The organism is Allorhizobium paknamense (assembly GCF_030815125.1).
Classification (GTDB): Bacteria; Pseudomonadota; Alphaproteobacteria; order Rhizobiales; family Rhizobiaceae; genus Allorhizobium; species Allorhizobium paknamense.
The window spans coordinates 16,762-42,612 of the sequence record NZ_JAUSWH010000017.1; the positions used below are offsets into that span (position 1 = coordinate 16,762).

Annotated in this window: 23 protein-coding genes; 16 read left to right on the top strand and 7 right to left on the bottom strand. The window is 57.7% G+C overall.

Features of this window, described 5'->3' with window-relative positions; genetic code table 11:
• Positions 1 to 68: 68 nt before the first annotated feature.
• Both QO005_RS19970 and QO005_RS19975 read right to left on the bottom strand, forming a co-directional pair.
• Positions 69 to 701, bottom strand: coding sequence for an ATPase (locus tag QO005_RS19970; RefSeq protein ID WP_307159779.1), 633 nt, complete (start codon positions 699 to 701; stop codon positions 69 to 71).
• Between the two features lie 12 nt (positions 702 to 713).
• Entirely contained in the window at positions 714 to 881 is a 168-nt protein-coding gene (locus tag QO005_RS19975) for a hypothetical protein (protein ID WP_307159780.1), read from the bottom strand.
• 210 nt (positions 882 to 1,091) lie between these two features.
• Here QO005_RS19975 and QO005_RS19980 point away from each other — a divergent pair, with 210 nt between their 5' ends.
• Positions 1,092 to 1,439, top strand: a complete 348-nt coding sequence (locus QO005_RS19980) for a hypothetical protein (RefSeq protein ID WP_307159781.1) — start codon at positions 1,092 to 1,094, stop codon at positions 1,437 to 1,439.
• 290 nt (positions 1,440 to 1,729) lie between these two features.
• Here QO005_RS19980 and QO005_RS19985 read toward each other — a convergent pair whose 3' ends face one another.
• The gene (locus QO005_RS19985; protein ID WP_307159782.1) at positions 1,730 to 2,248 is read right to left on the bottom strand and encodes a helix-turn-helix domain-containing protein; all 519 of its coding nucleotides are present in this window, start codon (positions 2,246 to 2,248) and stop codon (positions 1,730 to 1,732) included.
• Positions 2,249 to 2,972: 724 nt separating this feature from the next.
• On the opposite strand from QO005_RS19985, the gene QO005_RS19990 reads away from it, so the two are divergent.
• Genes QO005_RS19990 through QO005_RS20000 form a run of 3 tightly spaced genes read left to right on the top strand, consistent with a single transcriptional unit; the run spans position 2,973 to position 4,784 of the window.
• Positions 2,973 to 3,428 (top strand): DUF3846 domain-containing protein, encoded by a 456-nt coding sequence (locus tag QO005_RS19990; protein ID WP_307159783.1) that lies wholly within the window; start codon positions 2,973 to 2,975, stop codon positions 3,426 to 3,428.
• Positions 3,425 to 4,423: a DUF8626 domain-containing protein gene (locus QO005_RS19995; protein WP_307159784.1), complete on the top strand. Its 999-nt coding sequence runs from the start codon at positions 3,425 to 3,427 to the stop codon at positions 4,421 to 4,423. The genes QO005_RS19990 and QO005_RS19995 overlap by 4 nt, the downstream gene beginning before the upstream one ends.
• 28 nt (positions 4,424 to 4,451) lie before the next feature.
• The gene (locus tag QO005_RS20000; RefSeq protein ID WP_307159785.1) at positions 4,452 to 4,784 is read left to right on the top strand and encodes a hypothetical protein; all 333 of its coding nucleotides are present in this window, start codon (positions 4,452 to 4,454) and stop codon (positions 4,782 to 4,784) included.
• Here the strand turns inward: QO005_RS20000 and QO005_RS20005 are convergent, their stop codons facing one another.
• On the bottom strand, positions 4,785 to 7,751 hold the full coding sequence (locus QO005_RS20005; RefSeq protein WP_370878120.1) for a Tn3 family transposase: 2,967 nt from the start codon (positions 7,749 to 7,751) through the stop codon (positions 4,785 to 4,787).
• A 69-nt stretch (positions 7,752 to 7,820) separates the two neighbouring features.
• Between QO005_RS20005 and QO005_RS20010 the strand changes: the two genes are divergently transcribed.
• From QO005_RS20010 to QO005_RS20030, 5 genes are all read left to right on the top strand, one after another.
• Entirely contained in the window at positions 7,821 to 9,140 is a 1,320-nt protein-coding gene (locus QO005_RS20010) for a S41 family peptidase (RefSeq protein ID WP_307159787.1), read from the top strand.
• A 133-nt stretch (positions 9,141 to 9,273) separates the two neighbouring features.
• On the top strand, positions 9,274 to 9,828 hold the full coding sequence (locus tag QO005_RS20015) for a recombinase family protein (RefSeq protein ID WP_307159855.1): 555 nt from the start codon (positions 9,274 to 9,276) through the stop codon (positions 9,826 to 9,828).
• A gap of 2 nt (positions 9,829 to 9,830) precedes the next feature.
• Positions 9,831 to 11,039, top strand: coding sequence for a serine hydrolase domain-containing protein (locus QO005_RS20020; RefSeq protein ID WP_307159788.1), 1,209 nt, complete (start codon positions 9,831 to 9,833; stop codon positions 11,037 to 11,039).
• Between the two features lie 341 nt (positions 11,040 to 11,380).
• A complete protein-coding gene (locus QO005_RS20025; protein ID WP_307159789.1) occupies positions 11,381 to 11,617 on the top strand; it encodes a hypothetical protein in 237 nt (78 codons plus the stop codon).
• Between the two features lie 46 nt (positions 11,618 to 11,663).
• Positions 11,664 to 11,969 (top strand): hypothetical protein, encoded by a 306-nt coding sequence (locus QO005_RS20030; RefSeq protein ID WP_307159790.1) that lies wholly within the window; start codon positions 11,664 to 11,666, stop codon positions 11,967 to 11,969.
• A gap of 180 nt (positions 11,970 to 12,149) precedes the next feature.
• On the opposite strand, the gene QO005_RS20035 is transcribed toward QO005_RS20030, so the two are convergent.
• On the bottom strand, positions 12,150 to 12,431 hold the full coding sequence (locus QO005_RS20035; protein WP_307159791.1) for a hypothetical protein: 282 nt from the start codon (positions 12,429 to 12,431) through the stop codon (positions 12,150 to 12,152).
• 183 nt (positions 12,432 to 12,614) lie between these two features.
• Between QO005_RS20035 and QO005_RS20040 the strand changes: the two genes are divergently transcribed.
• The 3 genes from QO005_RS20040 to QO005_RS20050 all read left to right on the top strand — a co-directional run bounded on the left by QO005_RS20040 (position 12,615) and on the right by QO005_RS20050 (position 15,880).
• Positions 12,615 to 14,231, top strand: a complete 1,617-nt coding sequence (locus tag QO005_RS20040; RefSeq protein ID WP_307159856.1) for an RcgA family putative transporter — start codon at positions 12,615 to 12,617, stop codon at positions 14,229 to 14,231.
• Positions 14,221 to 15,243, top strand: coding sequence for an alpha/beta fold hydrolase (locus tag QO005_RS20045; protein ID WP_307159792.1), 1,023 nt, complete (start codon positions 14,221 to 14,223; stop codon positions 15,241 to 15,243). Before QO005_RS20040 ends, QO005_RS20045 begins: the two co-directional genes overlap by 11 nt.
• 457 nt (positions 15,244 to 15,700) lie before the next feature.
• Positions 15,701 to 15,880, top strand: a complete 180-nt coding sequence (locus tag QO005_RS20050; protein ID WP_307159793.1) for a hypothetical protein — start codon at positions 15,701 to 15,703, stop codon at positions 15,878 to 15,880.
• Between the two features lie 708 nt (positions 15,881 to 16,588).
• On the opposite strand, the gene QO005_RS20055 is transcribed toward QO005_RS20050, so the two are convergent.
• The gene (locus tag QO005_RS20055; RefSeq protein WP_185969776.1) at positions 16,589 to 18,340 is read right to left on the bottom strand and encodes a bifunctional diguanylate cyclase/phosphodiesterase; all 1,752 of its coding nucleotides are present in this window, start codon (positions 18,338 to 18,340) and stop codon (positions 16,589 to 16,591) included.
• A gap of 75 nt (positions 18,341 to 18,415) precedes the next feature.
• Positions 18,416 to 20,326 carry a HAMP domain-containing methyl-accepting chemotaxis protein gene (locus QO005_RS20060; protein WP_234614024.1) on the bottom strand — a complete coding sequence of 637 codons (1,911 nt, stop codon included), beginning with the start codon at positions 20,324 to 20,326 and terminating at the stop codon, positions 18,416 to 18,418.
• Between the two features lie 845 nt (positions 20,327 to 21,171).
• Here QO005_RS20060 and QO005_RS20065 point away from each other — a divergent pair.
• The 4 genes from QO005_RS20065 to QO005_RS20080 all read left to right on the top strand — a co-directional run bounded on the left by QO005_RS20065 (position 21,172) and on the right by QO005_RS20080 (position 25,717).
• A complete protein-coding gene (locus tag QO005_RS20065; RefSeq protein WP_307159794.1) occupies positions 21,172 to 23,100 on the top strand; it encodes a ParB/RepB/Spo0J family partition protein in 1,929 nt (642 codons plus the stop codon).
• A 68-nt stretch (positions 23,101 to 23,168) separates the two neighbouring features.
• Positions 23,169 to 23,348 carry a hypothetical protein gene (locus QO005_RS20070; protein WP_307159795.1) on the top strand — a complete coding sequence of 60 codons (180 nt, stop codon included), beginning with the start codon at positions 23,169 to 23,171 and terminating at the stop codon, positions 23,346 to 23,348.
• A gap of 585 nt (positions 23,349 to 23,933) precedes the next feature.
• Positions 23,934 to 25,214 carry a plasmid replication protein RepC gene (gene repC / locus QO005_RS20075; protein WP_307159796.1) on the top strand — a complete coding sequence of 427 codons (1,281 nt, stop codon included), beginning with the start codon at positions 23,934 to 23,936 and terminating at the stop codon, positions 25,212 to 25,214.
• On the top strand, positions 25,214 to 25,717 hold the full coding sequence (locus QO005_RS20080; protein WP_370878121.1) for a thermonuclease family protein: 504 nt from the start codon (positions 25,214 to 25,216) through the stop codon (positions 25,715 to 25,717). Before repC ends, QO005_RS20080 begins: the two co-directional genes overlap by 1 nt.
• The last annotated feature ends 134 nt before the right edge of the window (positions 25,718 to 25,851 follow it).

The following is a 25,851-nucleotide window of genomic DNA, read 5'->3' on the forward strand; positions in this document are numbered from 1 at the left end:
AATTATAAATTAGATCAACGATCGGGATGCGACGGCGCGAATTGTTAGCTGTTTACGGCACTTGATCCCTACTCGATCGAGGTTCGAGAACGGTACGCCTCCCCTACCCTTACGAGGTCATAGGCTTCCGCAACCCGGCCTTCGAAAAGCCTGTGCAGCGGATTGCGACGATCAACGTCAGACCCGACGATCTCGCCAGCACGAACGCGGAAGATCTCCCGGGGCTCGATACCGCTGTTGTCTAATAGCAGGGCCTCATCCGCGCATCTGAGAGCTTTAGACAGCTTCTGCAGCGATCCTTCGTAACGTCGACGGATGATATCTTCTGGGATGCCGTGACCACCCTTCTCTACTCGACGCTGAACACGCTCAATGTTGAGCTCGACGGAATCCAGGGCAACGTAGTAGAGGCCGACATAGTACCCAGCCGCCTTGGCCTCGCTCATCAGGTTGATTGACTGCTGGCTGCTCAAGGTGGTTTCGAAGACGAACGACTGCCGGGTTTCGATCATCTCCGCGATCTTCATGAGAGCCGCCCGCCCCGCTGCGATGGCTGCCGCCCTCCCATCGTCGGATCCCGTCAGTCCTTTGGCGATCTCATCGGCGTTGATCCAAGCGCCGTCGAGCTGCAGCTTGGCATATGCCGACGACTTGCCCGATCCGTTGGGACCGCCGAGAATGACGCAGGTAGGTCGGGACAAAGATTTAGACCCTCAGGCGGCAGAAATACGCTTCTTCTGCTCAAATGCCGCCAGATCCTCGGCCTCATTCTGGAGGTCACGAGCGGAGATCGGCAGGCCCAAACGGCGGCTCTCGGCGATCGCTTCACGGCCGATCTGCTTGAGGGCTTCCTTGTTCTCGTCAAACTTCTTTAAGAGCATGTGCGATCTCCTACATCAGGAATATAGCGCAGAGCGTCCCGCTCGGCAAATCCCGGCTTCATGGCACAGAGGAAAAGGGACAAAACGGGACGCTGGAAATCAAGATACAACATTACGCCCTTCTAATCTGCTGAAGTGCAGCTAACACGAGTGTTAGCGTGTTGGTAGCGTTCCCAAGCGTTGTCACAATGGAGAGGATCAGATCGCACCATGACTGACGAAGTGGAACACCTGTCAAATACCCTGATGTGGACCGTCGGCATGATCACCCAAGCCGGGCCAGACGACCTCAAACGTGTGGCAAATGCCTATCGAGAAGCGCAGGATCTGGTTTCGCAGATTCCAAAGACCGAGGAAGGCGCACGGCCTCGCATCGTCGCATGCTTCCATCGGTCGGACGAGTATCGCGCTGCAGACGATATTGCCTGCGTGGGATGGGTCCTAACGGCTATCCAGGAGCGCGTAAACGAAGGCGATCTACGAGACTGGAGAAAATTGCGAACGGTCGTGAAGCAGATGGTAAAGCTGCTGCCGGAGCCGACGCGCTCGCTTCACTAAATACTTGGTGTATCGAGAAGATGTTCAAAGCCCTCCCAGGTCGCTTTGTCGTCCACCCAATGACGCTGAAGCTCTTTCCATCTTCGGTCCGCCGAAACCTGCATCTTCGCGATCCGCTCAAGGAGATGGCGTGAGAAAAGCAAGTCGTCCTGTTGAGCGGTTTTAAATATGATACCGCCCTCCGGGTCATATGCGACCTGAAGCAGCTGAAGGACGCCGCATGAGCGCCGGCTATTCGCCAATGGCGGCCGGCGCGCGGCGGAAACCAGAGCCAACCCATTGAGTGCAAGTTATGGCGCGGCTTTCGCCGCGCCATTCCCTTTCTGCTTCTCGATCGTCCGGGGCTCCATGGCAAGCACAAGGTCATGCACCATCTTCAAGGCCGTTTCGTCGAGCTTCTGCAGGTGGCCGACCGTTTCTTCCATCAGCTTGTTTCTCTCTGTTTCCTGTGAGTTGCCTTCGGATTGAGGGGGCCGTTCTTTGATGAAAGGATCGAAGAACTCTTCCGGAGTAATATCGAGGACCTCGAACACGTGGAGCAGGCGTCCGACGGTCATCAAGGATGAGGCGTTTTCATAGCGGGCGTAGGTTGCCTCCTTTACGCCCAGGAGGGTCGCGACTTTGGCTTGCGCAATTTGTCGGTCGGTTCGCAGGTGACGGAGCCTTCGCGCGACAAGCAGATCCAGTTCCTTGAGGTCGATGATCTTTCCGTCGAGCCGTTTGCGATAAACCGGATGATCTTTGTCTGGGTCGTCAACGCGTTCAAGTCCGAGATAGCTTACCCACTGCTCGAGTCCGAAACCTGCCATTGCCGCCTACCACACTGGAATTTCATCGTTGTTCCTCCGGGAAAATTAAAGATGGTGCCTCGAAAGTCTACCCTGGATCGCTGCTTTGGCGCATCGCTTTGCGACCCCGCTCTATGCCTTCGGCACGGAGCCAGCAGACACTGTCTCCGCCCATTCGGGTGACGATCGGTTGCGCTGCGGCTTCGCCTCAAATCAGATTCATCGCAGGCAAAATCCGTTCGGAACATTTACAGCCTCGCCCGATCGACCCATATTGGCTGTTGATCAAGTCAGGTCGTGGCAAGTCTCTAGCCCTTTCTTGTCGCGTGCCTACGGAGGCCGCCCTGCCTCCTATCGGGGCGGCCTTTCCCCTCCCCTACTGCTCTTCACAGTAATCAGCATCAGCGGTTTGCCGGCCTAGGCCAGGATAAAGCAGTGACGCCGGAGGCGTCCTGTCTGTTTCTTTGATGAGGGAAAGAGGAGCGCTGCCCCCTCTCCCTCACAAGGGGAAAAAACGGTCTCCCCGTCCTTCCTTCGCGCAGCCTTAAGGCCGCTCTTTCGTGCAGGATCGCCGCTAACGCGCCGCCCCTTCGGCTTTGCCTCGGGCGGGCGAACCCCCTCCGTTTTTATCCCCTTGCCACCCTCTCCCCCGCTGCTCCGCGCGAACTCGGGAACAGGAGCGGGGCTCCTGCCCACGAGGGGCACGAGAAGACCGCTTCGCGGAATTGGAGAAAGGGTGAGAACTATGACCACAACCGCAACCGTTTACCTGCTGGACCCGGAAGCCGGGACCATTCAAGCCGCAGAGGTCGCAGCACCTAGCGCATTCTCTCAGACCTACGGGCTGATTGGATGCCAGCTTGTCGAGGTGGTGCCATTCGACACGAACCACGTTCTTATCGTCGATGAGGAGGGTTTGCGGGACGGTTTGACCGCCTTCACCGTCTTTGACGGCTACCCGCAGCCATTGGCTGGAAAGATTGTTCTTGCCAGCCTGGACGGCGCGCATGTCCTACCGCCGCAGATCAGCATTGAGGAAGCAGCGGCCCGCCTGACCGTCTGCAAGCCGGTTCTTGATCCGGTCTTTGCCAAGGCAGACGAGCATTCCCCCAATGGGGTCATTCTGGGCGGCGCCTTGATCGGGTTCCAGACCCGTATCACCCGCACTCACCCAACCGTCATGGCGGGGGTAGTCCGATGATCATCGCTGTTGTCGAGGACCGCACCCTGTCCATTCTCGCCGGAACCTTTGCCGCGACCATCGCGGCGAAGGACATCGAACATAGCTTCCATGCCCTTACTCATTTTCCGGAGCGGCGCACCCTTTCCGAACTGGAAGGGCTGGCAGAGCGCCTGAACGGCTTTGCAGCCTACATGGGGGAGCTGTGGGAGCAAGCAAAACTGCCCCTGCCGGACGCTGAATTAGAGGCCTTTGCCCGCCGTCATGTCGAGATCACCGCCAAGTATTGGGCAGCGGAAGGCCGTTGCATGAACTGGTTTATCACCGGACCTGCCCGCTTTCCCGTCGCCCGCAATGAAAAGCGGATGCGAGTATCAGACGCCCGCCGTGCTGACATCTCAGCCCATATCGCGACTGCGAAAAAAGCAGTGAAGCGCAAGGCGTTTCCCCACGGGACCGATGACGAGCCGATCCGAGCCAGTGATCCGGCCGCCATGCAGCGCATCGCATCGCGGATCGAAGATCTGGCACTGTCCATCGACCGGATGAAACGGGCGAATGTCATCATTCGTCGGATGGAGAAGGATCAGGCGAGCGAAGCCGACATTCTGGCGCGTGTGGTGGCAGAAACCGGCATGGACGAGAAGAGGGCATCGCGTGGCGTTACCCTTGCCCCATGGCAGAACCGACGCGGCTTCTCCACCACCAACACCCGCGCCGAGCTGCGCCGCATGCAAACCCGCCTCGCTTCGCTTGCTGCGATGAAGAAGCGCGGCGACCGCGCCGAGGACGTCGAGACGGAGGCAGGAGCCGTCACGGTCAAGGAAAATACCGACATGGCCCGCATTCAGTTGCTGTTTCCCGGCAAGCCGGACGAGCAGACGCGACGCACCCTGAAATCTCACGGGTTCCGCTGGTCCCCATCGCAAGGAGCGTGGCAGCGCAACTTGAACGAGGCCGGACGCTATGCGGCCAAGTGCGTCTTGAAATCGATCAGCGGCAACAGCGCCGCTTGATCAGCCCCGGAAAACAGAGGATCCCCACATGAATGAGCAGATTTTTACAGTCATGGAGTTTTCCGGCCGAGGCGACGCCATGTTCGGCGGCAGTGCCGCCGACTGGAGCCTATACACCCAAGAAGACGGCTCAAACGCTTTCATGAGTGCAGCCGACGCGCAGCGCCGCCAGCTGGTGAAAGCCTATTTCCCGACCAAGAAGGAGGCAAGTGAGGCCGGAGAGGCAGCCAGTCAGCGCAAGGGCCTGATTTCGGCCTTGCCTGTTCGGCGTGTTGACGAGATCCCCTATGCGCAATTGCGCTGGATTGGCGTCACGACACGAAAGTGCCCGATCTGTCCGACTTTTGAGAACATAGGGTGATCACGCTGCGAGGATGGAAGTTTCCTGCCGCAACGGCCTGAGATCAACGCCGTCCGTCGGGGTCCAGATGTAGTCACCGGTGAGACTGATGTGCTGCCAGCCGAGTGGGGTAATGTGCTTGATGACGTCGGGCGGCGTGGGGATGCTCTCCCGGTTGAGTTCGGCGAAGGCAGGTTGGAGATAGAGCGTGTTCCAGTAGACGATGGCGTTGATCAACAGGTTCAATCCGGATGCTCTATAGAACTGGCTCTCGAAGGTCCTGTCGCGCAATTCTCCGAGGCGATTGAAAAACAGTGCGCGGGCAAGCGTGTTCTGGGCTTCGCTCTTGTTGAGGCCGGCGGTTGCGTTTCTGCGCATCTCCGGGTTTTGCCACCACTGCGGCAGAAAAATCGATCGATTGATGCGGCCGAGATCGCGCAGCGCCAACGCCAATCCGTTCTGACGTGGGAATGCAGACAGCTTCGCCAGTAGGGTGGACGGTCGGACCTGACCGGAACGGATCGTCGTGACCAGGCGAAGAATGTCATTCCAGTTTGCCTTGATGCGCTCGACGTTGATGGGTTCTCCGACGAGAGATGCCAGGTTCTCCGGAGGCGTATCACCGGGAAAGAGGTAGAGCTTGCGATCCTTGAGGCCTCGCAGCCGGGGCACGAGTTGGAAGCCCACGAGATGGCAAAGGGCGAAACTCATATCGCTGACCCCGCCGGTATCGACATAGTGGGTTTCGATGGCGAGATCGCTGCCATGATAGAGCAACCCGTCGAGGACATAGATGGCCTCGCTGGCGTTAGCATTCATGGCGACGATGTAGAATGCGCCGTATTGATCGGACGTGAACCGATAGAATTTGGCGCCGGGATTGGGACCATAGCGAGCATTGAGGTCGCCGATCGCCTCAGCGTGACCACCCGCCGGAAAATACTGGCCGTCCGAGGACGAGGTGGTTCCATCTCCCCATAGGGTTGCGAGCGGCAGTTGCCTTTGGGCATTGACGAGAATGGCGTGCGCGGCGGTGTAACCTTCCTCTCGGATGTGCCAGTCATGCGCCCATGCAAGCTGGCGCATCGTGATCCCGGGAGAAACGTCGGCCATCCTGGTGAGGCCGAGATTGATACCATCGGCCAGGATCGCGGTGAGAAGCGCAAGTTTGCTGTCGGCCGTTCGACCGCTGCGCAGATGGGTGAAGGCATTGGAAAACCCCGTGCGTACATCCACCTCCAGCAACAGATCGGTGATGCGGATCGCAGGCAGGCGGCTTTCGACCTTCGCCTTCAGCGACTTCGCGATATCCGGAAACAAGGCCTTGTGCGGCGTGACGCTGAATCCCGCTCCCGTCAATTCGACATCGTCGAGTTCGCCGGCGGCAGCAAGACGGGAGAGGTCAGCCAGCCCCTCGTTCAGGACATGGCGCTGCTGGTGGAGATATGTCTCGACATCGGTATCGACTGCGATCGGAAGCGGCCCTTCCTCACGCATCAGCTCGAATGTCGGTGTGGGGATGAGAAAGCTCTCAAAAGACTGGAAGCGCTTTGCTCCCTCCACCCAGACATCGCCCGCATCGAGCCGGCGCTTCAATTCGCTAAATAGGCAGAGCTCATATGCCTTGCGATCAATTTTTCCGTCTTGCAGGAGGAGCGGCATCCAACCTTTCGGGGCAAACGAGATCGGCGCCTTGTCTGGTATCGCCCTTTTGCCCGTGCGATAGAGATCGGCGATCACGGATAGTGCCCGCAACAGATTTGCCGCTACGGCATGGCCGCGGAAGACGAGGGTGGAAAGAAACTGTGGCGCAAGTTTCCGGATTGTCGGATAGCGCTGGAGCATGTCGATTTTGCCGTCGATGACATCCGGGACGATCAGCGTGTCGACCGCCTCGACACTGAGCGTGAAGGTCGGCCACTGAGTTGCTCTTTCAATCGCGCTTGCGATGTCCTCGCCTTTCTGTCTAGCCTCAATGATTGCGTGGCAGACTTTCGAAACATCCTTAAGCGGTTTCTGCACTTCCCGAACTGACCGTGTCATGCGAGCGGCCGCCCGATTATCAGCCCGCCGGGTCAGGATGCCCATGATCTTCTTGAACATATCGATTGCGCAGTCCGTCAGGTGACGGGAAAGGTGCAACGCCGTTGCAGCCAGGACGGCGTACCGGCGTTCGGAGTTGAGGTCGCGCAGATGCTGCGCGCTCATCCGCATGCCCTCGGCGGCGAATTCGTCAAAGACCTTCACTGGAATCCGCTCCATCAAAGCCGCCGGCAGGTTCAGCGAACGCAGAAAGCGAATGCGCTCGGCGATCCTGTCGAGGTTGGCGGCGGCTGGCGACAACGCCGGCGTTCTCGCCCAGGCAAGGACGGTCACGCTCGTCCCCTCACGCGGATCGAGAAGTTTGTCGAGATCAAGCTTCTGATAATCTGACAGCCCACCAGCTAAAGCCCGATGAGCGATGCGGATACCGCGCCGGATCGCGACATGGATGATGGCTTCGAGCGCCGCCCGCGTTGGCAGGAGAAGTCTTCGGCGCCGTAGTTCCTCAACGACCATATCCGCCAACTTGTCGGCTTGGCGCAGTGTTTGGGCAGCTGGCGTCAGCCAGCCGGTCAGCGCCCGAACATCCGAAGGAGCGAACGGTCTGATCTGCATTCGATCGAAAAGCAAAACGAGGTGTTCGCGCCGCGTCTGCGGCCGCTCGAAGTAACGGTCGATCTCGCGATGATCGACACCGATCTGCCTTGCCAGGAACCGGAGAACGCCCAACGGCAGGATCTCCCCGTCAGAAAGCGGCCTGCCCGGATAACGCAGCGTGGCCAAGACACAGGCAAGACCCAACCGGTTCGAGGCCTTGTTCTGCCGCATGATGAGGTCGAGGTCGGATCGGTCCAACGTGTAGTGCTTGGCGATCTCCCTGTCGTCATCCGGAATGGTTGTTGCCTGCTGCCACCATGCCTCGCTCAATAGTTCCCTTCGCGTCATTCTTCGACCTTGTGTTATAACTCGTTACCAAGTGATATACGGCTAACCTATGCATCGTAATTCGAGGACATGATGAAGCTTCGATCGTTTTTGTCGATTTTTGGTGCAGTAGCGATTTCTTCGGTTTTCTCTCTGGCGCCAACGATCGCCCGGGCGGCAAACACCACGCATATCGCCGGGTTCCGCGATCCGGAGGTTGCAGACCGCGCGTACATCGCTGCAACGGCCTATCATACGATCAGGCGCTACTTTGCCCATGCAGAGGGGCTGCCAGCCGGCTACGATTTCGAAGTGCGCTATCGCTCCTATCTCAAAGAGGCGTTGAGTGCTCCTGATCGGAGAGGCTTTTCGTTGGCGACAATGCGCTTGTTCGCAAGTTTGCGGAACGGCCACACGTCGTTCAACGACGAGACGTTATGGCAGCAGGGTGGATCGCTGCCCTTCACGGTGCGCAGGATAGATGGGCGATGGGTCGTCGCAACGTCCAGGCTCCCCGGCCTGCATCCTGCTGATGTGATTGTCATGGCTGACAATAAACCGGTTGATGATTGGCTCAAGCCTGTCCGCGAGAATATTGGTCAGTCGAACCTAGCAGCGCTTGATCGCACAACTTGGCTCCGTCCTTTTTTGTTTCCGTCACGCTTCACGATCGAGACAGAGGACGGTCGAAAAGTGCCTGTCGATTTGACCGCAACCTATAGCGGACCCGAACAGGGCGTCTTCCTCCCGACGGCAGTCGAAACGACCCACCTTTCACAGGGTGTCGTTGTTATACGTATCCCAAGCTTCGAGAACCCAAAATACGAGCAGGCCGCAATCGTGGCAATTCACGCGGCCAAGGATGCGAACTTTATTCTACTTGATCTGCGTGGGAATGGAGGTGGCAACACGCCCAGCAAGCTGCTTTCTGCTATCATGACGAAACCTTATCGTGGAACCGTCGTCGCCACACCTATGACCATAGCAATGGTTGATGCGTCTAATTCCAACAATGGAGCTGTCCAGCCATTGCCGACCGTTATGATGCGCTACGGCCCTGACCAGACACAGCCTTCGCCAGACGCATGGGCAGGAAAGATGGCGGTGCTCATCGATGGTGGTTGCGCTTCGGCATGCGAGGACTTTGTGTTACGTTTCAAGGATGGTAATCGTGGACTTATTGTCGGCGAGCCTACCTTCGGGTCGACTGGCCAGCCTTACTTCGTGAACTTTCCGGAATTCGGGATGTCATTCAGGGTATCCACGAAACGCGAGTATTTTCCCGATGGACAGCCCTTCGAAGGTCTTGGCGTTCAGCCTGACAAATTAGTTCCGCTGTCGATCGAACAATTGAAAAGCGGAACTGATACACAGCTCGACCTTGCTGCTAAGGCGGTGCTTGCCCAATAGACAGCACGCCTAAGATAAGTGTCCGCCAAACGGACGTTTGACGGCATCCACAAGTTTTGTCCGCAAATATTGCTATTTAACGGCAAATCGGACATTGTCCGTATTGAACCAGAAAACGGACAAGTCGCACGTTATGACCGCGATCGGCTATGCAAGGGTCTCGACGGAAGACCAGGATACGGCATTGCAGCTCGATGCATTGAGGAAAGCAGGTTGCGAGAAGCTGTTCGAGGACAGAGCGTCAGGTGTTAAGACCGACCGACCCGGCCTAACGGATGCTATCCGCTATGCGCGTGACGGCGATACGCTGACGGTCTGGAAGCTCGACCGTCTCGGCCGATCGATGAAGCACCTGATCGAGATCGTCACCGAACTGGAAGCGAAAGGTGTCGGCTTCCGCTCCCTGACCGAGAATATCGACACCACGACATCCGGTGGCCGCCTGGTGTTCCATCTGTTCGGGGCCTTGGCGCAGTTTGAGCGTGATCTGATACGAGAACGGACGAGGGCCGGGCTGCAAGCCGCGGAGGCACGGGGCCGCCGCGGTGGCCGCCAAGCCGTCGTAACACCTGAAAAGCTTGCGAAGGCCCGCCAACATCTGGCGGCAGGACTTAACGTGCGGGAGGCGGCCGCCCGCATCAAAATTGGGAAAACTGCACTCTACCAAGCTCTCAAAGTTGAAAAATAGCGGTGTCGTCGAAGCTGAAATCTGGTTTGCTGGACGGCGAAATTGATAGGTTGCCAATGACGATCCGAAAAAATCGCAGAGAGATCCTCAAGTACATGGGAGCAACGATAATGGTCAGTACGACCCCAGCCATCGCGGACGGAAAGCATACCGATTGGCAGGTTGCCGCTTCGGGTGAGACAGAGTTCAAATCCGACCCCGTAACGCGTTTCGATGATTTGGCGAAAAGCGGAAAACTATCGGGTGTGCACGGAGTTGTCGCCTTGCGCGGCGGTCGGATCGCCTTTGAACGTTATTTCAACGGCAATGACATGAAGTGGGGGCAGCCCCTGGAAAATGTGGAGTTCGGGCCGGAAACCCTTCACGACATCAGATCCGTTACGAAAAGCATCGTCGGTCTGCTCTACGGTATTGCGCTTGCCAAGGGGCGAGTGCCGGCGCTTGACGAGCCGATCATCGCGCAGTTTCCCGAATATGCTGATCTTGGCCGTAATCCCGAACGCGAGCGCATCACCATTCGTCATGCACTGACCATGACGCTGGCCATGGAATGGAACGAAGACGCCCCCTACACCGATCCTGCCAATAGCGAGATTGCCATGGAGCAAGCGCCGGATCGCTATCGCTTCATCTTGGATCGGCCGATCCTTGCCAAACCGGGAAGAGGGTGGATTTACAGCGGCGGGGCGGTTGCGCTGATTGGCAAGATTATTGAGCGAGGCACCGGCCAGAGTTTACCGGACTTCGCGAAAGAAGTGCTGTTTGATCCCCTCGGCATCGACACCACGGAATGGATCCGGGGGCAGGACGGTGAGCCATCGGCTGCATCGGGGCTACGGCTGTCGCCTCGTTCACTGGCCCGCATTGGGCAAGTGATCCTGCAGGGCGGTGAATGGCAAGGCCGCAGTGTCATTCCAAAATCCTGGCTTGATGAGAGCTTCGAACCTGCCGCCATCGTAGATATCGGCTGGCGGGGAATGCATTACGGTTATCTCTGGTATCTCGGCGAGGAGGCGATAACAGACAAGACAGGAACCCATGGCGAGCGTTTCATCGCTGCCTTCGGCAATGGTGGGCAGCGACTGTTCGTCTTCCCCGGTTTTGACTTTGTCCTAGCCATCACCACCGGCAATTACAATGCACCGGATCAGTGGATGGCACCTGCCGCGCTGTTGTTCGACGTATTCCTGCCCAGCCTGACGGAGACGTGAAAGCCGGCGTCTTTCCGTCCCCCTGACAACTAAACACCATTAAGATTTGAGATCCAGAAGTCGTCTTGCTGCTTCAGGCTGAACGCTGTACGGCGGGGCCGGTTCTTTATTCGTTCTCAAATGTCGGACAGATCGATCACTTTCGTGTCGGGACGCCTGGATTGTCGGAAACATGCACGTTGGAACCAGCGATGACGACTTGAAAGCCGACATCAAGGGACGCGCGAAGTCGGGCATGACAGAGAATCCCGACCTTCTGGCGCAGGCGTGCGCCTATGCACTGGCAAGCCACCGAGCCAATCATGGCTTGGTTGCCCATTTCCGGCTGTAGGAGGCGAAGCATGAAAAGCAACGGCCAGCGCCGAAGCGTTGAGGTGTTCGACACGCCCTCCGGTTTAGGAGGGAGCCACACGGTTGAGGTTGTCGAGGACCTTGGAAACAATAAGGTCAAGGTGCGCGTCTGGTATGGGCGCGCCACCGCGGCAGGTTGGGAAGCGTGGAAGGGTTGGGACGGCTACCGCTTTGAGACCGACCGCGCCAACCTGACCAACAAGCGGTCAATGCCGCTGTTCAAATAGGACCTGGACCGCATTTCGATGCGGCCCGACATCAGGAGGGACACCATTGAGCCGCTACACCGTGACCGTGAAAACCGACGAAGACACCGACGAGAACGCCGTGATCGGCTATGATCCGCCGTTGCGCACCTTCTTTCTGCAGGCGTTTCCCGATGAGGAAACCGACGAATATGCCCTATGGTTCGGGACGCATCTTGAGCAGCACCCAAGCCTTGAATCGATCATCGAGAGCGCGCGCCGTTTTGGCTATGAGATCGAAGGGCTGTCACAGAAGGCCATCGTCGCCATGACAAAGGAAGCGGGAACGCCGACGCTGCCAAGCCTTGGCGAGCGGCTAGGATTGGTACGCTGACAATTGTTGGATGCTTTGCTGCGGGGCTGGTTCGGAAGAACTGGCCCCGTAGCCATTTTGGCAGTTGCGAACCTGGCCGCATCGAGCGGGCTGCGGTTTGCCCGAAGGGAGCCCGTGCCCCTCCCCTCGGCTCCCCTCCCGCCCGATTGCTGCCGCTGAAGCGAGGCCGGGATCGGAACGTCAGGGGCGTCCACGAGCGCCAGAGTTCTCAGAAATCGACTTCAGCTCTTGGATCGATAATGAGCTCCTGGTCGCGATCAGATAACCGGCCAGATAGGTCAGCTTCAGATATGCTTCACCGTCGCCTTTTGGCTCATAATTGATGATTGCCTGGCGGCTCGCCTTCGCCTTTTTCCCCCCTTGAACTGCCGCTGAATGCTGATCGATCAGCTCACGAAGCGAAGGTTTTTCTCCTGTCGCACCAGCTGCGATCTCCGTTACTACTCTCCTGGACGTGGACAATGCCGGAGCCGTTTTGGTGCATCGAGCGGCAATTGCTTCACGGGACGAACGCGAACTGGATGACGACAGTAGCATGGCGGATGCCTCACCGATCTAGTTGCATTGGGGATCGTCTCAGACCATCAAATCGTCCACAACGCACGATAGGATACGAAACAAGACGAAATCTTGGGCTGTAAGTCATTGGAAAAAAACGGTAAGATTTTTGTTCCGCCGCCGGCGGATGGAAGCGATTTCAAGGAACTGTTCAAGAAAATGGCTGCTGCGGGTGCCGGACGCCCCTTGGGTGAAGACGGTTTTCCCCAAGGCCCGTGGACGCCGGAGCTACTGGCGGATGCCATCTCAAAGATCGACGCCAACCGTGTCGGAGTGGATCTTCGCACCGTCCAGCTCTGGTTTCAGGAGAATGACAAAGGCATCAGCCCGGCCAACATTCGCTGGCTGGCGCGCATCTTCGGTTGCGACGATCGCGAGGCGACGAATGATTGGCTGAATGAGCTCAGCTCGGCCCAAGCGCGTCTGACCGCCAGGCGGCGAGATCAAAAGAAGACCGGTGGCTCGACTGCGACTGCCCTGCGTGTGCCTGACACGTCAGCGCCAGAAAAAAACCAGGTTCCGCTAACGCCCGTCGTCTCGGTGGACCTTCAAACCATGCCAGCGGTGCGGCCAAGGGGATTGGCATTCAAGACCGAGGCGATTTTCTCGCACGGATCACATCTGAACTTGCCGGCCTGGATTTTCGCCGGTTCGTCCGCCCTCGGATTCCTCTCTTACATTTTGGGGATCCACAGCATCACCTATGTACGCGCGGATGGTATCGAGAAGCAGGTTGGCTTCCTTTGGGCACCGAACTGGACCTTCCTGTTCATGGTGCTGTTGCCACTGTTTTTCGCCGTCGTCATCGAGCTTCTGGGTTTCTGGAAGCATGATGGCCGGCTCAGGCTACTGGCGGAGGCTGATCGTGTTAGAAGCGGCGACGCCTGGACGCTACATTTGCAGGCCAACTCACAGACCTATTGGGCAGTTTTCCTGATCTGCATACTATTCGCGGGCGTGGTGCAATGGATCGGCGTGCAGCTTATCCCTCTGCTTGAGCAAGCGCAGGATTTTGCCCCAAGCTGGGGGACGATCGGTATCATCAGGCCGGATATCCTATCGACGCCGGCGGCAATCGTATTTACCGCCCTTGCCTATCTCTACATGTCCACAAGCTTCTACCTGCTGTTCGCTGGCCTGATCCTGCTGCATACGATCATCCATGATCTATGGAAGCTTAAACGCGGAACTGAACTCCTTGGCGAGCAGAGAGCCTGGCCGGACACCAGTGAAATCGGTCTGCGGATCATGCTCGGGGTCTTCAGATGTTCCGTGCTCGTCGTCCTTGCTGCCATCTGCATGAAGGCACAAAGTGCCTATCTTGCATCGCAGGGCCCGGATTTCGTGACATGGCTGGTCCGCGATGTCTGGGCTGCGCTGGCAGATTACGACGATGGAGATAGGACCTTCGATTACATCATGCCCACACACTACAGCAGCTTGCTCGTCGTGCTTTCGACCTGCAGCGTCTTTGTGTATGGAGCAATCCGCTTGGGGGATGATAGGCGGCTTCGTTCCCCCCTGTGGAAGATGTCTGCGGTGATCGGTTTGCTTTTCGTCTCATACATGTTGATCGACGCGTTCGATGGTTTCTCTGTTTTGCTAATCGTTACCGCACTCATTGCGACCTATGGTCTATTTGATCCGGCGTTTGAGCCAGCTTGGCGTGCCCGTGAGATAAGAGGCGACAGCCGTGTTTCATAATTGGCTGGATCGTTGGGACGAGGGTCGCGCACAGCGCGGCGAAGAGGCCAAGAAGATCACGGACTTCATTCTGGACGCCGATCGTGCATTTCCCGGCATGGGGGCGGCTGAAACGGTAGAGGAGTTTTGCGTTCTCGCGGAAACGGCCGCCGCTGACCCGGACTTTTTTGAGCCGCCTGATGCGAGCGATCATAGCTTCGAGCTGCGGAATGGCTGGCTGACATTCCCTTCGGACGTTTCAACCGATGTTGCTGAAAACAACATCGTGTGGGCCAGGATCACCGAGAGCGGAAAACGCGATCAGGCAGTCGTGATCTTCCATCACTGGAACGCGACCAGTCGGAACCGGCAGATCGCCGGGTTCCTTTCCTGGCAGGGGATCACGGTTATTGAGATCGCCATGCCCTACCACTTGGAACGCAAGCGGCCCGGATCGCTCTATGCCGATTACATGCTCAGCGCCAATCTCGGCCGCACGATGCAAGCCGTCAAACAGGCGGTATGGGACGGGCGTAAGCTTATCGGCTGGCTAAAGCGCCAAGGCTATCGGGATGTTTCCGTTCTCGGGATGAGCCTTGGATCTTGGGTTGCAGGATTGGTCGCGGCGTATGAACCCGCCGTCTCGCGGGCGTCTATGTTCCTCACGGCAGGGAGCCTTGCTGAAATGGTATGGACCGGGCGCGCAACCCGCTCGATCCGGACAAGCCTCGAGCCGCATCTTACGCTTGCCCAACTGCAAAGAGCGTGGGCACCGCTCAATCTCGAAAACCAGCCAGACAGGCTGGCGCGGCCAGGCCTCGAACTTCTGGTGATTCTGGCGTCGAGGGATTCGGTTGTTCTGCCGGACCTGTCCGAACGGCTGCTCGGAAGGCTGGAGAACGCCGGAGCCGGAGTGAGCGTGCTGCGGCTGAATTGCGGGCACTACTCTCTTGGGCGGCCACCCTACATCTTGCGAGCCGGATGGAGCTTGAAGCGGTTTCTGTTACGCAAGCGCGGCGCCACTCAGGCTTAGGAGCGATTGAGCGCCGCATCGAGCGGCACCCAACCGCAATGAGGGGAGCCCCCTTCGGCCCCTCCCCTCAAACTTCCCTTCCCCCTCACGACGGAAGCGCCCCGCAAGCTGGGCGGCTCCCTGAGACTTGTTGTCGTTTCCAGCCAGAGCGTCGATGTCAGCTCCCCACCGCTGCAGCATCACGGCGATGGAGATCCGACCTGGCGGCCGGATGGCGATTTGCCGGTTGAAGGCGAAGGCGACGGCCGGGGCTACGAAGGCCGCGTTTTCAGGCCGCTCCTTAGTGGCCGTACGCAATCTAATCCTGCGCACGATACGGCAGGCCCCGCCTTAGCGTGCAACCCTAAAGGGTTCTCCCCTCCGCTTCGCTCTGTTGCGATCGCTACGCGATGCACTCGGCGGTTCCAGCCGTATTCGAGCTTCGCGATTACGCACAACCACTAAGGAGGAACCTCTGATGAAAACGCTCGTAACCTTCTGCCAGAAAACCGGCCGTCGCCTTCGCCAGTTTATCAACCGGCAAATCGCGAAGTTGTCCCATAAGGGCCAACTTCGGTTCTCCATCGCCGTGATGCTTCCGCTCCTCGCCAAGGTCGAGTTCAACGGCAAGGCCGGAAACGACAACAAGCCTCAGTGAGGTACGGCCGCACCCTGCCCCGCAGGGTACGGCCTATCATGGAATAGAACGCCCGGCGCAGACGCATGGAAGTGCAGCGCTCAAGCAGGACGAGTGGCAGGAGTTCCGATATTGCGCTATGAGGCCTTTATGTCCGGTGTCGAGGATCTGCCTCTGGGCAGGCGTAATGGTCCGAAAGCCGGGTCTGCGGTCTGATCCCCAAAAAAGACCCGCCGTAAGTGGCGGGTCAAAAGCCGCTCCTGGGAGTCCCAAGCGGCGGGGGCTGCATCAGTTTCGGTCCAAGCTCGGCTCGCCTCTGCCTCCCAAAGCTTGGCATGGCCAGACACACCATAGCGAGCAGGCTGCTTGATGCAATGCTCAAATACAATGGATCGTCCAAGAGCAAGGTACTGGCAGGGGTGGCGATATTCCGCAGCAGTTGTTGGATGCTCGCGGCTATTAAGGCTAGTACGCTTGCTGAGGAAGAACCAGATGGCCAGCAAGTCCACTGTTGCCGTGATCCCGGGGTAAGGCGCTGCGAGCCTTACCTCGTGCTAGTTGTGTCCGGCGGTGATGTGAGAGGTGTCCTCGACAATCTTTACGTCTGCATCGGGCTCATCAAACACAACCAAACCGAGTTTGAGCAGCTGAATACAGCAAACTACCGACAATCCCCACAAAAAGACGGTTCGCCACTTCATGCTCAGCCCCACCAGAGATGGAATCCCCTCAGAAACCGACGGCCGCTACAGGCTCTGTAGGCCTGCTGGCCTCGGCAATTAGGTCAATAAACGGCACTGGGATTCCCAAATAGTATCCCTGCAACGTATCGCAGCCGAGCAGCCGCAAGATCTCTAGCTGCGTTGCGGTCTCGACGCCTTCGGCAACAACGGTGTGCCCAAGGCCGTGAGCCATCGAAACTATCGCCGACACAATGATCCGGCTATCGTGATTCGTCACAATGTCAGAGATGAGCGAACGATCGATCTTGAGGCTGTCATAGGGGAGCTTGGACAGCTGGGCCAGGTTGGAAAATCCCATCCCGAAGTCATCGATGGACAGTTTGAAACCGGCGCGTTTCAGAGCGAGCAGATGTTTTCTCGCCTTCTCAACATCTAACATCGCGACAGCTTCCGTGACCTCCAGCTCGAAATTACTAGGCGCGACACCGAGCGACTTCACATAGTCGGTGAGCCGATCGGCAAACTCATCATCCGCGAATTGAGTTGGACACACGTTGACTGCAACGCGGCACGAAATTCCCGATGCACGAAGTTTTGGGATATCGGTCGCGACAATCGACATCACCTTGCGTCCAATCCGCTCCAGCCCATCACCCGTCCCTACGACATCAAGGAAGCTTCCGGGATACAACAGGCCCCGCGTTGGATGCGCCCACCTCACCAGCGCTTCATAACCTTCGACACTATTTGAGGCGAGATTGATCTTGGGTTGATAGTGGACAATGATTTCGTCGTTGGCGATCGCATGGAGGAAGTCACGTTCAAGCTCGCAGCGATCAGTCGCCCTATCTCGCATTTGATCATCAAAAAACGCGTAGGTTCCTCGACCGCGGCTCTTCGCCTCGTACATAGCCATGTCGGCGTACTTGAGGGTGTCAGCAGCATCAACGGCTTCGTCGCCAAGCACGGCAATACCAACACTCGCGCCAATCTGAACTTGTCGTTCGCCGATCACAAACGGCTCAGCGAGTGATCGAATGATCTGCTGAGCTATGTCCGTAACGTCTTTGTCCCCTGCGCTACCTGTCACCAGCACAACGAATTCGTCACCGGCAAATCGAAACAGAAGTCGACATCCGGCCGATTCCAAATTGACACTCTCTGGAGTGAGACATCGGTTCATCCCATCCAGAGTGATTTCAAGGCCGTCCACCATCATTCTGGTCGCAGCCATCTGAAGCAAAGTGTCACCGACCTGATGACCATAGAGGTCATTGACTTGTTTGAACCGGTCGAGGTCGATGAACAGCACATGACCCTTGAGATCAGGATTCCGGTCGATGATCTCGCTCAGTACTGCGCGGTTGGGAAGACCGGTAACACCGTCTTCATAGGCCAATGTGTTGATCTTGGACACATTATCATTGAGGCGCGCCACCATCTTGCGAAAGCTCTCGGCCAAGCCGCCGACTTCACAGTTGCAGTCCACAGTGACAACAGCGCTATAGTCGCCTGAGGCAATAGCCTCCGTACTGGCTTTCAGGTTCTGAATTGGCCGAGTGAGCCGACCAGTCATATAATATGTAAACCCCGAAGCGGCAGCGATCGAAGCTACCAGCTTAATGTAGCCCAAAGTCGTCAACGTGTGGGTGAAATCGCTTCCGGCTTCCAGCAAGTAGAACACGAGTGCTGCAACAATCGAGCAAAAAGTCCCAATCATCAGGGTGAACCGTACGCGTAGGCTGTTCAAGCCACGACCAAGAATGCGTCCTGTGATCAGCTCGGTATCAACTTCCATGACTGCAACCTTCATTGCCGGAATGCGGACGCGGACCAGATCGAGCTGGCCCGCGACTATTATGAACGGAGGACTTTAAAAATCCTCCCACGCCTCGGATTTCACTGCAGCATTCCCTCTGACGGCGGTGGCAACACGATTCATTAGTCGGCGTGCAGGTGATGTGTTTGCCGGGGGCATCGAGGAACGTTCCGCTGGCATGGACTTGTTTTGCGAGTTTCCGATTTCGAAAAGTCCGATGAGCTGGAATAAAGCTTCTGCTTCCTTGGCCAACGAATGGCTGGCTGCAGTCGATTCCTCGACCATCGCAGCATTCTGCTGCGTGCCTTGGTCCATTGTATTGACGGCTGTATTGATTTCCTTCAGCCCCGTCGCTTGCTCCTTGGCGCCCTCGACGATTGCGGTAACATTGACGCTGACCGCCTGAACCTGAGACACGATATGCTCAAGCGCCCTGCCCGTTTCTGTGACGAGATGTACGCCGTTCTCCACCTGCTCGCCAGACTTCGAGATCAAAGTCTTGATTTCTTTCGCCGCGGAGGCGGATCGCTGAGCAAGTTCTCGCACCTCTTGGGCGACGACAGCAAAGCCCTTGCCAGCCTCACCAGCGCGCGCCGCCTCGACCCCAGCGTTGAGCGCCAGCAGGTTCGTCTGGAAGGCGATCTCGTCGATTACACCGATAATGCTTGAGATTTCGCGCGACGAGGATTCAATCTCCTGCATTGCATGAACAGCACGATTGACGATCTCTCCGGAGCGCTCGGCAGACTGCCGTGTTTCTTGGACCTGCTTTCCAGCTTCTTCGGCGCGGCGACTGGAATCGGAGACCGTTGTGGTGATCTGCTCAAGCGCTGCTGCAGTTTCCTCTACAGATGCCGCTTGCTGTTCCGTTCGCTTTGAAAGGTCGTCGGCCGCCGCGCGGATCTGATTGGAGCCGGCCGCGATGGCTTGCGCATTTTGGCCGACCCGGCGCATCGCATCCTCGAGCTTAGCAACGGCTTCGTTGAAGTCTAAGCGAACCTGATCCAGTCGCTCTGAAAAGACGGCATCTATCCGGTAATTCAGTTTGCCATTTGAGAGCTCGTTGAGGGCGTGGCCGATGCTCTCAACGGCGAACCGCACTTCTGCGGCTTCGCGAGCCTGCTGCTGCTCACGCTCGAGACGCTCCTGCTCGCTGAGTGAACGATTTGCCTCAGCTTCCTGTTCAAGGCGCACACGTTCTTGGGCATTGTCTCGGAATATGGCAACGGTGGAGGCCATCTTGCCGATTTCGTCCCGACGGCCCTGGCCGTAGATTTGGACTTGAAGGTTTCCATTCGCGAGATCGGACATCGCCGCGGTGATGGAGTTCACGGGGCGAATTACGCCTCTCAATACGGTCCAAGTGGAGAATGCGGCAACAGCGGCCCCGAAGACCGTGAGTATCGTCATGCCGGCTGTCAAAAGCGATGCCAGCTCATTGCCTTTAGCGAGGTCCTGCTTTGAGACCTCGATCTGCAGATCGATCAGTTTCGAGATATCGGTGCCGAGGGGATCAATAGTCGGGTAGAGCCTCTGCTCAACGAATTCTGAGAGCGCAGCACTGTCGCGGGAAACCAGAATCTGTCTCAGCAACTGCACTCCTTCGTTTGCCTCTCCCTTGACCTGCACGAAGTGATCGGCAATTTGCTTCTCTTCTGCGGTCAGCACCGTCGATGTGTACTCCTTCCAGTGCGCATCGATGGAGGCCAGCGCCGCGTCTATATTACTCAAGCCATCTTGAGGAGAGAGCGCGCCAGATCTCACCTTGTGAGCGCTATCAACAATATTGACGGCATAGCCATCGCCGATCCGCTTCAGTTGCTCCATTGGCAACACCCTGTCGGCAACGATCGAGTTGGCGATTTCCGCTTCCTTTTTAAGGGCGTAAAAGCTGAAACCCGTGATGGTTATCAATGCTGCGGTGAGCAACGAAATGCAGGCAAGAAGCTTGACCCTGATGGTCATAATGATCCCTTCCCAACGAATGTCCCCGTCGACATTTCAAATGCGGCAAGCCGCATTTGAGGTGAGGCCCATCGAAGAAGCGTTTTTAACGACTTCGGACGGAGCACAGTCACCGAATGCGATATTTAAGGGCCACTTGTTTACGCTTCGCTAATTTCGTGGTTTCTTTTGCACGAAGCGTGGGCAAACGCCCAAAAAAAAGCCAAGCGCGTCTATGCCGTACACCGTACTGCTGCGTCCGCACTGGGATGCCTTGTCCAGCCTTCGGAGTTCTAGCGAAACGCCAGCCGGTCAGATATCCCTGCAAAAGCTCGTAGCCAGCATCGCGCCCAAGACTTGCCTGTCGCTCTGTCTCTCTATCTTCGTCAGGGACTGGGATAGCGACCGCTATCGACATGTTGAATCAAGTTGAAATGGAGAGCTGCTCGAGGAGCGGAGCGCTCATCACTCGGAGCGCAGCGGGCAGATCCGTCGTGTTATAACCTGTATCAGAAGACGGAGAACCGGCGTCGCCGGTTCGCATCCGAAAGGAGCGGCCAGGGTCGGCCGCCCATCTACCCTGCCCTGTACCGCTCTTACGATAGGTCGCCGATCGCGCCAATGGGCAAGCGCGCAAGCGCTGTCGCTCGTCAGGAAAAACGGCTTTCGCCGTCAGGCCGGCAAACCTTCCGTTTTTCCTTCCTCCCGCCCCATGACCCGATCCGCGTCCTAACGGGAGCGGGCTCAAGCCCTCCCCCTTCGTTCCGCCGGATGTGGGGGCACATCCTTCGAAAACGAAGGCAGAGGCTTCGCCCACTAGCGGGGCTTGCTCCCAAGGGAAACGGGAAAAACTGGAGCAAGGAACCATGAGCGACATCATCGCGGTAGCACTGAACAAGCTGAACGCAGACCCCAAAAACGTCCGCAAGACCTACACCAAGGAGAGCATCGAGAGCCTGTCGGCGTCCATTCTCGCCAATGGCATTATTCAAAACCTTGTGGTGCGCAAAGCTCCCAAAGGCCGATACCTCGTGACGGCCGGCGGTCGCCGCCTCGCAGCCCTCAATCTTCTCGCCGAACGCGGCGAGATCGGGGCCGACTACGCCGTGAACGTCATTGTCCGGGAGGCGGGTGACGCAACGGAGTTAAGCCTGACCGAGAACGTCATGCGGGAGGCCATGCACCCGGCGGACCAGTTCGAGGCATTCAAAGCGTTGTTCGATGAGGGCAAGTCCATCAAGGACATCGCCGCCCGTTTCGGGACAACCGAAATCATCGTCAACCGCCGTCTTGCGCTGGCGAAGGTTTCCCCTGTCCTGTTCTCGGCGTTCCGCGCCGAGGATATGACCTTTGAGCAGCTTGCCGCCTTCACCATCACCGACGATCACGCTCGACAGGAAGAGGTTTGGAATGCCCTCCCCTCATGGGATCGCAGCGCCAACACAATCAAGCGCCGGCTCGCCGTGGATGAAGTCCCCGCAAGCGACAAGCGGCTCGCGCTGATCGGCGGGTTAGAGGTTTATGAGGCGGCGGGCGGTCCAGTGCGCCGCGACCTGTTTGTCGAGCAGGGAGGAGGCTTTGCATGCGATAGCGGCTTGCTTGAAAAGCTGGTTGCCGAGAAGTTGGAGATCGAGGCGGAAGCCGTGAAGGCCGAAGGCTGGAAATGGGTCGAGTGGTGCGCTCAGCAGCCGGATAACATCTATCAGATGGCCCGGGTTTACCCGCAGCGCTTGGACCTAAGCGACGAGGATCAAGCCAAGCTTGACGCACTGACTGAGCGCTATGACGAACTGGCGGCGCAGATCGATGCGGATCAGGAGGATGAAGGTGCAGAGGCCGCCTTGTCCGCCGTCGAGCAGGAAATTGCCGTCCTGCAGAAGCGCGAAGAAGCCTATCGCAGCGAAGACCTCGCAATGGCAGGGGCAATCGTCACAATCGACCATTGGGGCAAGTTGTCGGTGCTGAGAGGCTTTGTCCGCCACGAGGACAAGAAGAAGGCCGAGGCCACGGAAGGAAAGCAAGGCGGGGCGACCGAGGAGGCTGACGGCGCTTCGAAATCTAAGGGGCTGACCCATTCAGCCGCATTGATTGAAGACCTGACCGCTCAGAAGACGGCGGCACTTCGTGTCGAGCTGGCAAACAATCCCGACATTGCGCTTGTCGCGGTCGTCCACGCGATGTTGCTCAAAGTGCAGTATCGCACGGAATGGGGCATTCCCGGCCACCAGAGCGCGCTTGAAATCTCTGTCACTCATGAAGTGCTGGACGGTTCGATGAAGCGTCCCGCCGAGAACAAGGCCCTCGAGGCGTGGGGAAGCCTTAAGGAAAACTATGGGCACCGGCTTCCCGGCGATCCTGCTGACCTTTGGGAATGGCTGATGGATCAATCGCAAAGCGAATTGTTGCAGCTTCTGGCCTATGCCGCCGCCCATTCCGTCAATGCGGTTGAGAAGAAGTTCAGCAGTCGCAGCCAAGCGCTGGCACATGCCGACCAGATGGGCTGCGCATTGAATGTGGACATGCGTGACTGGTTTGAAACTACGGCGGAAAGCTATTTCAGCCATGTCAACAGACCGACCATTCAAGCCGTTGTTGCCGAGGTGCGTGGCGAGGATTTCGCCGCCGGTGTCTGCAACATGAAGAAGGGCGAGGCTGCGGAGTATGCCGCCAAGTCCATCCAGGACAGCGGTTGGCTTCCGCCTCACGTTCGGATCGGGTCAGACCCCAACGCAGAGGGTGAGGCTGAAACCTCTGAGGAAAAGAAGGAACACTCGTTCCCGATGGCAGCGGAATAATCCCGCCGCTGCTTGTCCCCGGTCACGTCCTCCAGCGTGACCGGCTCCCCCATTCCAGAGGATAAGCCATGCTCGATTCCGAACCTGATCCGACCCTTGCCGCCGAAAGCTGCTGTCAGCTAATCAACGCCTACCTGAGCGACCCGGAGCATGTTGATTGGGATGATGTGCAAAAAGCACTCGATGCAGCGCTAAAGGCCTTCGATCTACCGCCGACCTATCTTGAGGATGCTGCTCAGCGCGGCTGAGCCTGCTTCTAGATCGCACTTTAGCGCCCGCCTTGGCATCGAGCCAATGCGGGCGCTTTCGCAGGTGCCTGGGAGGCAGAAACGTATCGGGGGACGGCAGATCAGGCCGCTTGTTGAGAGGAGGCCCTCGCCCCCTCCTCTCAAACTCTCCTCCCCACCCGGTTGAATTTCCCCAACAATAACGGGGGGTAAATCCTACTCTGGAAACGTTCCAGATTTCAGCGTGAAGAGAGGGAAGAGGCGAAAAAGCATGCTAAGAAATTGAAATGTAAGCGTTATTTCAGATGTCGGCTGAACCAGCGCAGCAGCGCGGAAATGTGTCAACTTGCATCAATTCGGTATCTCAGGCTACAAATCGTAACGAGCGGAACCGTAACCGATTCCGACTCACACATTCTAACAGCTTTTTGGAGATCACACCCGGCCCAGAAAAGAAAAACCGCTCCCGAAGAATCCGGAAGCGGTCTGCAGTTCGGTAATAATAAGCCAAAATCGTTCTCGCAGACCTCCCCTCCGATGTCAATAATCAAAACACCTTTTCGGTGAACGGCGGAGCTTTGTCTGGCCTCTGACAGGAGACGGACGATGGGGGAACCCACACAACACAAGCGGCCGACAGGTCGCAGAATGACGAAGGAGCGAGCCGAATTCCGGCGACTGGCGCAGTCAACGGAAATCGGAACGGTGACGCGCGGGCAGCTTGCGGTACTTGCAAAAAACCTGATGACAATCGGGATGATTACGACCGCAGAATATGCGTTGCTGGAAGCAATCATCACGACCGCCAAGGCAGACGCCTTCGACAAAGGAGGGCGGCCGATCGTCTACAAGTCGAACCGACAGCTCGGCTATGACATCAACAAGTCGCCAGGGCGCGTAAGCCGGATTCTCTCCCGATTGTACGACCTCGGCCTTGTCACCATGCAGGACAGTGCGAATTTCAAGCGTTACCCGATCCGTGACGGTGAAGGAGATATTGCCGACGCCTGCGGCATTGATCTGCGTGTCCTGATCGCTCGGCACCATGAACTTGATCAGCTGGTGCGCCAGAAGCGGGAAGAGATTCGAGTTCGCGACAGCGCGTCGCGTCGCTTCCGGGACGCTCTGCGTGCCGCGAGATATGCTCTGGCGTCCTCCACCGATCGAGGGGAAGTCATTCTCGGGCGGATCGGGTCCCGTGTTGAGAAGATCGCTGCCTTCATCGGATCAGCCAGGTACGCACCGGCCCAAGTCCTCCGGAAGGCAACAATGCTTTTGGAGTGGCTTGGCGACCGATTGCGCAACGTGAATCGGATCCCGCAAGCTTCTGACATAGATGCAAATATGACATGCACGGATGTCAAAAACGACATGCACATACAGATTACAACCCCCAATCCTTTTGAACCTCGTAATAATGAACGGCGTTCGGCTAACGCCGAACAAGTCAGTTCGCCAAAGGCTGGCTCCGCCAGCAAGGGGGCTTTTGAAGAAAGGCTGGGGAGCGGTTTGCGCCAAAGCAATAGGCAACTGCAAGTGCGGCCTTCACTTGTGGCGCTGGAAGATGTGTGGCGGGCTACGCCAAGCCTTGCCGAGTATGGCTACCAGCCCCCGCGTAGTTGGGCGGACCTGGACCGGATCGCTCCCAAACTTTGCCGCGTCGCCGGCGTGTCCGAGGATGCGCGCCAGCGGGCCGTGGACCGAATGGGCCAGCAGGCGGCTGCCGTTGCGATCGCTCTCACCTTTGAGAAATACACGCGGGCCGAGATCAGCTCGCCGGGTGGGTATTTGCGGGCCATGACCGACCGTGCCGCGAGCGGAGACCTTCATCTGAACCGCTCCGTATTTGGGCTGGCAGCCCGCAACTCAATGGAGGCACACTCGTGATAGAAAATCGCTTGGTTGGAGCCGCGCTGGCCGCGCTTCTGTTCACCGCGTCTTCTGCAGCGGCCGACTATTCAGGCCGAGCGCGGGTGATTGATGGAGACACCTTCAGCATCCGCCAACAGAGGATCCGCATTGCGGCTATCGATGCTTGTGAGCGCGATCAGACCGGCTTCAAGAATGGCGCGATATGGAGGTGCGGCATCGAGGCACGTCGCTTCCTCGCCCGCATGATCGATGGCAAGCATGTCCGCTGTGTTGAAGTCGATCGAGACCAGTACAAACGCCTTGTCGGCCAGTGCTTCATCGACAACTCGGATATTGGCCTCGAAATGGTGAAGGCGGGCCAAGCCAGCCTCCTGTTGCGTTATCTGCCAAGATCTCACCCGATCGATCTCGACCAGTATCGCCGCGCCGAGGCAAGAGCCCGACAGCGAGGCCAAGGCTTGTGGGGCGCTCAGGTTGAATCGCCCTCCTCCTATCGCCGCAGCCATTCCTGCAACTGAACGACTGGCGGCGCTGATATGGGCAACAGATGGCGAGATCTCATGTTTTGGTGGAACTCTTGGTTACCCCAGCCTCTTGTTTCAGGCTGCTGGTTCGGCTGCAGTCAGCACAATCCCGCCCTTGACCTGTGCCG

What these genes read in the sequence shown, in the direction of transcription:
- QO005_RS19975 (WP_307159780.1), bottom strand. Translation starts at nt 881, where the DNA reads ATGCTCTTAAAGAAGTTTGACGAGAACAAGGAAGCCCTCAAGCAGATC.
- QO005_RS19980 (WP_307159781.1), top strand. Translation starts at nt 1,092, where the DNA reads ATGACTGACGAAGTGGAACACCTGTCAAATACCCTGATGTGGACCGTC.
- QO005_RS20060 (WP_234614024.1), bottom strand. Translation starts at nt 20,326, where the DNA reads ATGACCATCAGGGTCAAGCTTCTTGCCTGCATTTCGTTGCTCACCGCA.
- QO005_RS19985 (WP_307159782.1), bottom strand. Translation starts at nt 2,248, where the DNA reads ATGGCAGGTTTCGGACTCGAGCAGTGGGTAAGCTATCTCGGACTTGAA.
- QO005_RS20000 (WP_307159785.1), top strand. Translation starts at nt 4,452, where the DNA reads ATGAATGAGCAGATTTTTACAGTCATGGAGTTTTCCGGCCGAGGCGAC.
- QO005_RS20070 (WP_307159795.1), top strand. Translation starts at nt 23,169, where the DNA reads ATGCTCGATTCCGAACCTGATCCGACCCTTGCCGCCGAAAGCTGCTGT.
- QO005_RS20050 (WP_307159793.1), top strand. Translation starts at nt 15,701, where the DNA reads ATGAAAACGCTCGTAACCTTCTGCCAGAAAACCGGCCGTCGCCTTCGC.
- QO005_RS19990 (WP_307159783.1), top strand. Translation starts at nt 2,973, where the DNA reads ATGACCACAACCGCAACCGTTTACCTGCTGGACCCGGAAGCCGGGACC.
- QO005_RS20010 (WP_307159787.1), top strand. Translation starts at nt 7,821, where the DNA reads ATGATGAAGCTTCGATCGTTTTTGTCGATTTTTGGTGCAGTAGCGATT.
- QO005_RS20065 (WP_307159794.1), top strand. Translation starts at nt 21,172, where the DNA reads ATGAGCGACATCATCGCGGTAGCACTGAACAAGCTGAACGCAGACCCC.
- QO005_RS20055 (WP_185969776.1), bottom strand. Translation starts at nt 18,340, where the DNA reads ATGGAAGTTGATACCGAGCTGATCACAGGACGCATTCTTGGTCGTGGC.
- QO005_RS20015 (WP_307159855.1), top strand. Translation starts at nt 9,274, where the DNA reads ATGACCGCGATCGGCTATGCAAGGGTCTCGACGGAAGACCAGGATACG.
- QO005_RS19995 (WP_307159784.1), top strand. Translation starts at nt 3,425, where the DNA reads ATGATCATCGCTGTTGTCGAGGACCGCACCCTGTCCATTCTCGCCGGA.
- QO005_RS20005 (WP_370878120.1), bottom strand. Translation starts at nt 7,751, where the DNA reads ATGACGCGAAGGGAACTATTGAGCGAGGCATGGTGGCAGCAGGCAACA.
- repC (WP_307159796.1), top strand. Translation starts at nt 23,934, where the DNA reads ATGGGGGAACCCACACAACACAAGCGGCCGACAGGTCGCAGAATGACG.
- QO005_RS20025 (WP_307159789.1), top strand. Translation starts at nt 11,381, where the DNA reads ATGAAAAGCAACGGCCAGCGCCGAAGCGTTGAGGTGTTCGACACGCCC.